Annotated in this window: 8 protein-coding genes and 1 pseudogene; 3 read left to right on the plus strand and 6 right to left on the minus strand. The window is 64.4% G+C overall.

Translation table 11 applies throughout. From position 1 onward, the window contains the following. Positions 1-104 precede the first annotated feature (104 nt). On the plus strand, positions 105-869 hold the full coding sequence (locus FFS60_RS01610; protein ID WP_028630162.1) for an alpha/beta hydrolase: 765 nt from the start codon (positions 105-107) through the stop codon (positions 867-869). Here the strand turns inward: FFS60_RS01610 and FFS60_RS01615 are convergent. Beyond that, complete coding sequence (locus FFS60_RS01615) at positions 866-1,180, minus strand: putative quinol monooxygenase (protein WP_028630163.1); 315 nt, start codon at positions 1,178-1,180, stop codon at positions 866-868. The two genes, FFS60_RS01610 and FFS60_RS01615, sit on opposite strands and share 4 nt — an antisense overlap. Before the next feature lie 159 nt (positions 1,181-1,339). On the opposite strand from FFS60_RS01615, the gene FFS60_RS01620 reads away from it, so the two are divergent. Then, positions 1,340-1,930 (plus strand): NAD(P)H-dependent oxidoreductase, encoded by a 591-nt coding sequence (locus tag FFS60_RS01620; protein WP_137820918.1) that lies wholly within the window; start codon positions 1,340-1,342, stop codon positions 1,928-1,930. 130 nt (positions 1,931-2,060) lie between these two features. On the opposite strand, the gene FFS60_RS01625 is transcribed toward FFS60_RS01620, so the two are convergent. From FFS60_RS01625 to FFS60_RS01635, 3 genes are all read right to left on the minus strand, one after another. Further along, the gene (locus tag FFS60_RS01625) at positions 2,061-2,903 is read right to left on the minus strand and encodes an FHA domain-containing protein (RefSeq protein ID WP_028630165.1); all 843 of its coding nucleotides are present in this window, start codon (positions 2,901-2,903) and stop codon (positions 2,061-2,063) included. Between the two features lie 75 nt (positions 2,904-2,978). After that, positions 2,979-4,502 (minus strand): serine/threonine-protein kinase, encoded by a 1,524-nt coding sequence (locus FFS60_RS01630; protein WP_137820919.1) that lies wholly within the window; start codon positions 4,500-4,502, stop codon positions 2,979-2,981. A 4-nt stretch (positions 4,503-4,506) separates the two neighbouring features. Beyond that, complete coding sequence (locus tag FFS60_RS01635) at positions 4,507-5,274, minus strand: PP2C family serine/threonine-protein phosphatase (RefSeq protein ID WP_137820920.1); 768 nt, start codon at positions 5,272-5,274, stop codon at positions 4,507-4,509. Between the two features lie 251 nt (positions 5,275-5,525). Between FFS60_RS01635 and FFS60_RS28945 the strand changes: the two genes are divergently transcribed. Then, complete coding sequence (locus FFS60_RS28945; RefSeq protein WP_256658017.1) at positions 5,526-5,657, plus strand: hypothetical protein; 132 nt, start codon at positions 5,526-5,528, stop codon at positions 5,655-5,657. A gap of 100 nt (positions 5,658-5,757) precedes the next feature. On the opposite strand, the pseudogene FFS60_RS01640 reads toward FFS60_RS28945, so the two are convergent. After that, positions 5,758-6,117: pseudogene (locus FFS60_RS01640) on the minus strand (radical SAM protein); the annotation flags it as partial. Positions 6,118-6,221: 104 nt separating this feature from the next. Beyond that, positions 6,222-6,737 (minus strand): glycine cleavage T C-terminal barrel domain-containing protein (locus FFS60_RS01645; protein WP_305955942.1); only part of this gene is annotated, 516 nt, incomplete at its 5' end.

A 6,737-nucleotide genomic window follows, 5' to 3' on the forward strand; every position in this document is an offset into this window, starting at 1 on the left:
CTTAGGCAAGCGCGCCTCGACTATGGTGAATGGACCCGACCCCGCACAGGGAAGACACGCGCCATGCCCAAGACGTGCCGCGACAACTCAACACCTCTGATGCCATGGCCCGTAGTCTGATCGGCATTGTCCTGCTGGCCGTTGCGCTCTATCTCGGGCTGGGAGCGGCGCTCCTGGTCTTCCAGCGCTCGCTGATCTACTTCCCGCAGCCCCGTGCCATCGGCAGTCCCGACCGGTTGCTGATGTTGCCGGTGACCGACGAGCGGATAGCCGTCACCGTGCGTCCGCTGGCCAGCCCCAAGGCGCTGATCTACTTCGGCGGCAATGCCGAGGACGTCTCCCGCAGCCTGCCGGACTTCGCCGAGGCCTTCCCCGACCACGCCCTCTATTTGCTGCATTACCGGGGGTTCGGCGACAGCACCGGCAATCCCTCGGAAGCCGCCATCCTCCAGGACGCCCTGGCTTTGTTCGACAAGGTTCATACCCTGCATGGCGAGGTGGCGCTGGTCGGCCGCAGCCTGGGCAGCGGCGTGGCTATCCAGTTGGCAAGCCAGCGCCCTGCAGCACGGCTGGTGCTGGTCACGCCCTACAACAGCATCCTCGAACTGGCCCAGCGACAGTTCCCCATCTACCCGGTGCGCTGGATGCTCAAGGACCGGTACGAATCCTGGCGCTACGCCCCGGTCATCACCGTGCCCACGTTGTTGATAGTCGCGGAACGGGACGAAGTAATCCCGCGCTGGAGCAGTGAAAAACTCTTCGCCCAGTTCCGCTCGGGCGTGGCGCGGCGGGAGGTGATACCCGGCGCCGGGCACAACGATATCGGCGGCCGGACGGAGTACCTGAGGCTGATTCGCAGCGGGCTTTAGACGCGGGCGGACGATGGGCTGAGCATCTCGATCTCGCGAATCTCGAAGTCGCGCCGCAGGTAGTCCATACGGTTTTCGTGAAAGCGGCGCATGTGTGGCAGTGCGCTGTGGACTTCCAGCGCGGCCCGGCTCTGCCAGACCTCATAGAAGATGAACAGGCTCGGGTCCTGGGCATCACGCAGCATGTGGTACTCGATGCAGCCCGCCTCCGCCCGGCTGGGCTCGACGTAGGCGCGGAACAGTGCCTCGAACGCGTCGGCCTTCTCGGGCCTGGTGTGGGCGTGGAGGATGAAACCGTAGGGTTGGGTCATGGCGATGGCCTCTGGATGGCGTGATTTTTATCAACCCTACCGCAACTAACACATATGAATTAGTGACTTTAAAGCAAGTATCAATTGCACCCGAACGGATTTTTCCGCAGTGGGGTGACCGGTAGTCTGCCGCCACATCAACTTGCGGAGGCTACTGCCATGAAAAAGATCCTGTTGCTCAACGGCGGCAAGAAGTTCGCCCACTCCGATGGCCGCTACAACGCCACCCTGCACGACGCCGCGCTGGCCTTCCTCGACCGCGCCGGCTTCGACGTCAAGGAAACCCAGATCGACGCCGGCTACGACGTTGCCGAAGAGGTGCAGAAGTTTCTCTGGGCCGATGTGGTGATCTACCAGATGCCCGGCTGGTGGATGGGTGCGCCCTGGACCGTGAAGCAGTACCTGGACGAGGTGTTCACCGCCGGTCACGGCAGCCTTTACGCCAATGACGGCCGCACCCGCTCGGACGCCTCGCAGAAGTACGGCAGTGGCGGCCTCATCCAGGGCAAGCAGTACATGCTGTCGCTGACCTGGAACGCGCCGCAGCAAGCGTTCGACGACCCCACCGACTTCTTCGAGGCCAAGGGCGTGGATGCGGTGTACTTCCCCTTCCACAAGGCCAACCAGTTCCTCGGCATGAGCGCCCTGCCCACCTTCCTCTGCGTGGACGTGATGAAGCGGCCGAATATCGAGGCTGACGTGAAGCGCTATGAGGAGCACCTGGCCGAGGTGTTTGGCATTCAGAGCTGATCGGCCGGCCGTAGGATGTGGTTGAGCGAAGCGAAACCCATCAGATGAAATCCAGGAGCGGCGGTTGGAGCTTTCCCGGATTTCATCCGGGCTACTGATTCAGCGCGGCCCTTGGCGAATGAAATCGCCCCTACAGGAAGGTCTTGCCGGCAAAGGCCGCTGCCGCTGCAACGGTCAGCACCAGCAGGCCGATCAGCACCTTGTTCGGCGACTGACGGGCCGCTTCGGTGGGCGCGGCCTGCTTCTGCGCCGCCGCGCGCAGCGGATTGGCCACCGGCTGGCGCCCCATTGGGCGTGGCACGGCGGGCTTGGGGATTTGCGCCACGGGCATGAACAGCGTGGCGTCTTCGTCCACCGCTTGCGGTGCCGCCACCTTGGGGCCGATCACCAGCAGGTTCACCGAACCCATGCGGATCTGGTCGCCGGGCTGCAATACCGCCGTGCTGACTTTCTGCTGGTTGACGAACACGCCGTTGGCCGAAGCAAGGTCCTTGACCTCCAGCACATCGTCCTTGAGGAAGAACTCGCAGTGCCGGCGCGACAGCTCCTGGTCGCTGAAGCACAGTTCGCACTTCACCGAGCGACCGAAGGTGATGGAGCCGGTGACGTGGTACTTCTGCCCTTCGTGCTCCCCTTTGATGACTTGCAGGTACCAGCGCGCCGCGGCTTCGACCTTGGGTCGGGCCTTGGCCGGGTCCACCAGCAGGAGTTCGAGGTTGCCGATGCGCACAGAGTCGTCTGAACGCAGCTGGAAACGCGCACCGATGCGCTCGCCATTGACGAAGGTGCCGCCGGGCGTGCCGCAATCGCTCAGGTAGTACTGGCCGTGGTCCTGCCGGATTTCCGCGTGGAACAGGCTGATCTCCGGGTCCGCCAGAACCAGGCTGTTGCGGCTGTCCTGGCCGATGGTGAAGCGTTCGTCCACCAGCCAGATGGGCGCCTGGCGGTTATCCGCGAAGTGAATCCTGAGCATTGTGGGGTCCTTGGAGGCAGGGCACAGGGCAATGATAGCCATGTGCCTGCTCCCTGACCTTGCTGGAGTTGGCAGTTAGTTGAAAAGGCGGTTCCACAATTTTTTGATGGGGTTGGCCTGCTCTTCCTGACGAGCCTGCGGTTTGGCCGGACGCGCCGTGGCCACCCGCGCCGCCTTGGCCTTGCGCACCCGCTGCTCGTGAACGGCGCGGAGTTCGAGCAGGGTCGGGTTCGTCGGCGCCACCTGCAGGCCGGCGTCGATGTATTCCAGTGCCAAGGCGAACTCGCGCCGGCGATAAGCCTCTTCGCTGTGCTCGACAAAGCGCTGCGCCACCTTCTCCAGCCCGGCCAATGCCTGTTCGTTGCCGGGCGCCAGGGTGAGCACCTGCTGGTAATAAAACACCGCACTGTCCTCTTCCGGCTGAAGCAGGTTGTCCTCGGCCAGGCGCTGTTCGGCCAGCACCAGGAAGTTGGCGACGCGTGCGGCCAGGACCCGCTGCAGGCCATCGCCCGCCTTGGCATTGTCCTTGTCCAGGCGCAGCACTTCGTGGAAGTAGAAGTCGGCGTTGTCCGCTGCCGGCGCCATCAGCTTGCCTTCGGCCAGGCGCTGTTCGCCCAGTTCCAGCAGGTCGGCGATTTTCATTCGTAGTACGACGTAGTAACCACCACCGCTGGAAACGACCAGCAACATCAGTCCGGCCAGGCCCCAGAGCAAGCCACGGTAACGACGGTTTGCCGCCGGCTGCTTCGCCGTCGGGTTCACGGCCACGGCCGGCGCTATGCGGGTGAAATCGAGATCGAGGTCGCACAGCTCGTTCAGGCTGTCCAACAGCACGTGGCAATCGGCGAAGCGCTCGTCCGGGTCCTTGGCCAGCATGCGGTCGATCAGGTGCTGGTAGTCAGCCAGCCCCCTGCGCAGCACGGGCGGGTCCATCTGCACGTGGTTGAGCACGGTTTCGGCGTAGCTGGCTCCACGATAGGGGTTCTCGCCGGTCAGCAGCTCCAGCAGGATCACGCCCAGGCTATAGATGTCGCTACGCGCATCCAGCGCCTGGCACTGGGCTTGCTCCGGGCTGCTGTAGGCCGGGCTGCCGACCGCGACATTGAACTGGGTCAGTTCGCTGTCCAGCTCCAGGTCCTTGGCGATGCCGAAATCGGTGAGCACCGCCGTGCCGTCGTCACGGAAGAGGATATTGGCCGGCTTGATATCGCGGTGTATCAGGCCCTTGCCATGCACCACGGCCAGGGCTCCGGCAATCTGCCGGACGATACGCAATGCCTCCAGCGGCTCCAGCGCCTGCCCCTTATAGCGGCCCAGGTCGCCACCGGAGAGGAACTCCATCGCCAGGTAGTGGCGGCCGTCGGGCAGACGGTCGATATCGTAGATGGTGACGATGGACGGGTGGTGCAGGGAGGCGAGCATGCGCGCTTCCCTGATGAAGCGGCTGGTAAAGGCTTCATCGTCCAGTTTGTCCAGCACCTTCACCGCCACCTTGCGGTTGAGCGATTCCTGGGTGGCGAGGTAGACCTCGGCCATCCCGCCCTTGCCCAGGCGGCCGTGTACGAGGTAGCCGGGTATATCTAGCAGATTGTCGTTCATGGATTCAGGATCTTCGCGATTTGAGCAACCGGCTCAGGAACGAATTCGACCTGTTTGCCGCCACAGTGGTTTCCGACAACGCCAGGCCGATCACGATGCAGGAGATGTTGTCCCGACCACCGGCATCGCAGGCCAGCGCCAGCAAGTGCGCCACCAGGTCGTCCAGGGTTTCCGCACGGGCGCACTGGGCGAGGATCTCGTCATCGGCCAGCTCACCGGTCAGGCCATCACTGCAGAGCAGCAGGAGTTCACCGGGCGCCAGTGCGTCTTTCACACCACCGACTTCAAGGTCCTGGTGTTCCTGGCCAAGGCACTGGGTCACCACATTGCGCTGCGGATGGCGACGAGCCTGCTGCGGACTCAACTCCCCCGCATCCACCAGCGCCTGCACCAGGCTGTGGTCATGGCTGAGCCGAGTGATGCCGTCGACGCCGACACGGTAGGCGCGACTGTCGCCGGCCCAGGCCAGATCGAACATCGCTCCGTCGAACTTCACGGCCACCAGCGTGGTGCCCATGCCGGAGCCCGATGCCGCCGCGACCACGGCGCGATGGGCGGTCTGCACGGCGACGACCAGGTCCTGTTTGGCGGCCACGGCCTCGCGCAGGGCATCGAGGGCCACCGCGCTGGCGACTTCGCCACGCTGGTGGCCGCCCATGCCGTCGGCCACGGCCCAGAGCCCCAGTTCAGGGGCGCACAGCAGCGCATCTTCGTTGTGTTCACGCACGCATCCGACGATGGATTGCGCGGCGTATCCCAGGAGCTCGGACATGGGGTTCCTACTACCGTCCAGCGATGATCCCGCATGATGCGGCCGTCGCCGGGCGCTGTCACCGCCTGGCGCACGAAGTGTTAAGCAATCGAGGGTTTGCCGGGCCATGCAGCCGCCCGCAAGGCGACTATGCTGTTTTCATCGGCTCCGTAATCCAACCGGCTCGTGCAGCCCAGGAGGTGGTAATGGCCATTGAGCGCTTCAAGGCAGGGATGCGCTGATCCATCCACCCTCTCTCGGAGATAGACGCCATGAGCAAAGGTCTCGACTCAAAACGCGAAGCGAAGAAAAAGCCCCAGAAAACCCTTCTGGAAAAGCGCACGGCCAAGCGCGGCAAGAAATCCAGTGGCGGCCTTCTCGGCAGCCATGCGCCGAATCCGTGAACCCTCCCCCGCTGTGAAAACGCCCTCCGAATGGAGGGCGTTGTTTTTTGCGCTTTGCCGACTCTCCAAAAATGGCTGGGCCCGGCGTCGATCAGTGGGTCTTCGTCCCGTGGGCTTGCTGGTCGGCATGGTCCACCGAGGTGATCACCACGTACTTCAGGCGCAGGTCGGCGATGGCGATGGCCAGATTCTTCGGTTCATCGGCATCCAGCGGCTTCGGCCGGCCGTGGCCAACGTCGCAGAAGGGGCAGCGGCGGGTGCAGATGTCGCCCATGATCATGAAGGTCGCGGTACCGCCGGAGAAGCATTCGCCCAGGTTCGGGCAGGACGCCTCTTCGCAGACGCTGTGCAGCTTGTGCTTGCGCAGCACGTGCTTGATGCGGGCCACCTTCTCCGCGCCGCGCAGTTTCACGCCGGTTTGCAAAGGCTGCACACGTGGGCTGGTCTGGGTTTCGGTCATGTTCTTGCTCCGAAGGATCGGGGTTTTACGTAGGAGCGAGCTCTGCTCGCGAACCGCTTCGCGAGCAGAGCTCGCTCCTACCCGTTCAAGGCAGGCGTTCGCCTTCAGCCACGGTAGTAGCGCTGTGGCACGAAGGGGGTTTTCACCACCCGCATGGGCAGGGGTTTGCCACGCACCAGGGCATAGACCTCGGTCTCCAGCGCCGTGTAGCGGCTGTCGAGCGTCCCCATGGCCAGCGGTCCGCCCAGGCTCGGGCCGAAGCCGCCACTGGTGACCTGGCCGATGACCTGCTGTTCAGCGTTGACGATCTGCGTGCCCTCGCGCACCGGCGCGCGGCCGCTGGGCAACAGCCCGACGCGTTTGCTGACAACGCCCTCTTGCTGCTGGGCGAAGATGCGTCCGGCGCCCGGGAAGCCACCCGCGCGCGAACCGTCGGCGCGGCGGGCCTTGGAGATGGCCCAGATGAGGCTCGCGTCTACCGGCGTGGTGTCGGTGTTCATGTCATGCCCGTAGAGGCACAGGCCGGCTTCCAGGCGCAGGGAGTCGCGGGCGCCCAGGCCAATGGGCTGGACTTCCGGTTGGGCCAGCAGGGTGCGCGCCAGGGCTTCGGCCTGGGCCAC

The organism is Pseudomonas sp. D(2018), from assembly GCF_005502555.1.
Taxonomy (GTDB): Bacteria; Pseudomonadota; Gammaproteobacteria; order Pseudomonadales; family Pseudomonadaceae; genus Metapseudomonas; species Metapseudomonas resinovorans.

Coding starts and splice junctions, on each gene's coding strand:
- FFS60_RS01630 (WP_137820919.1), bottom strand. CDS start 4,502: ATGAACGACAATCTGCTAGATATACCCGGCTACCTCGTACACGGCCGC.
- FFS60_RS01615 (WP_028630163.1), bottom strand. CDS start 1,180: ATGACCCAACCCTACGGTTTCATCCTCCACGCCCACACCAGGCCCGAG.
- FFS60_RS01620 (WP_137820918.1), top strand. CDS start 1,340: ATGAAAAAGATCCTGTTGCTCAACGGCGGCAAGAAGTTCGCCCACTCC.
- FFS60_RS01625 (WP_028630165.1), bottom strand. CDS start 2,903: ATGCTCAGGATTCACTTCGCGGATAACCGCCAGGCGCCCATCTGGCTG.
- FFS60_RS01635 (WP_137820920.1), bottom strand. CDS start 5,274: ATGTCCGAGCTCCTGGGATACGCCGCGCAATCCATCGTCGGATGCGTG.
- FFS60_RS01610 (WP_028630162.1), top strand. CDS start 105: ATGGCCCGTAGTCTGATCGGCATTGTCCTGCTGGCCGTTGCGCTCTAT.
- FFS60_RS28945 (WP_256658017.1), top strand. CDS start 5,526: ATGAGCAAAGGTCTCGACTCAAAACGCGAAGCGAAGAAAAAGCCCCAG.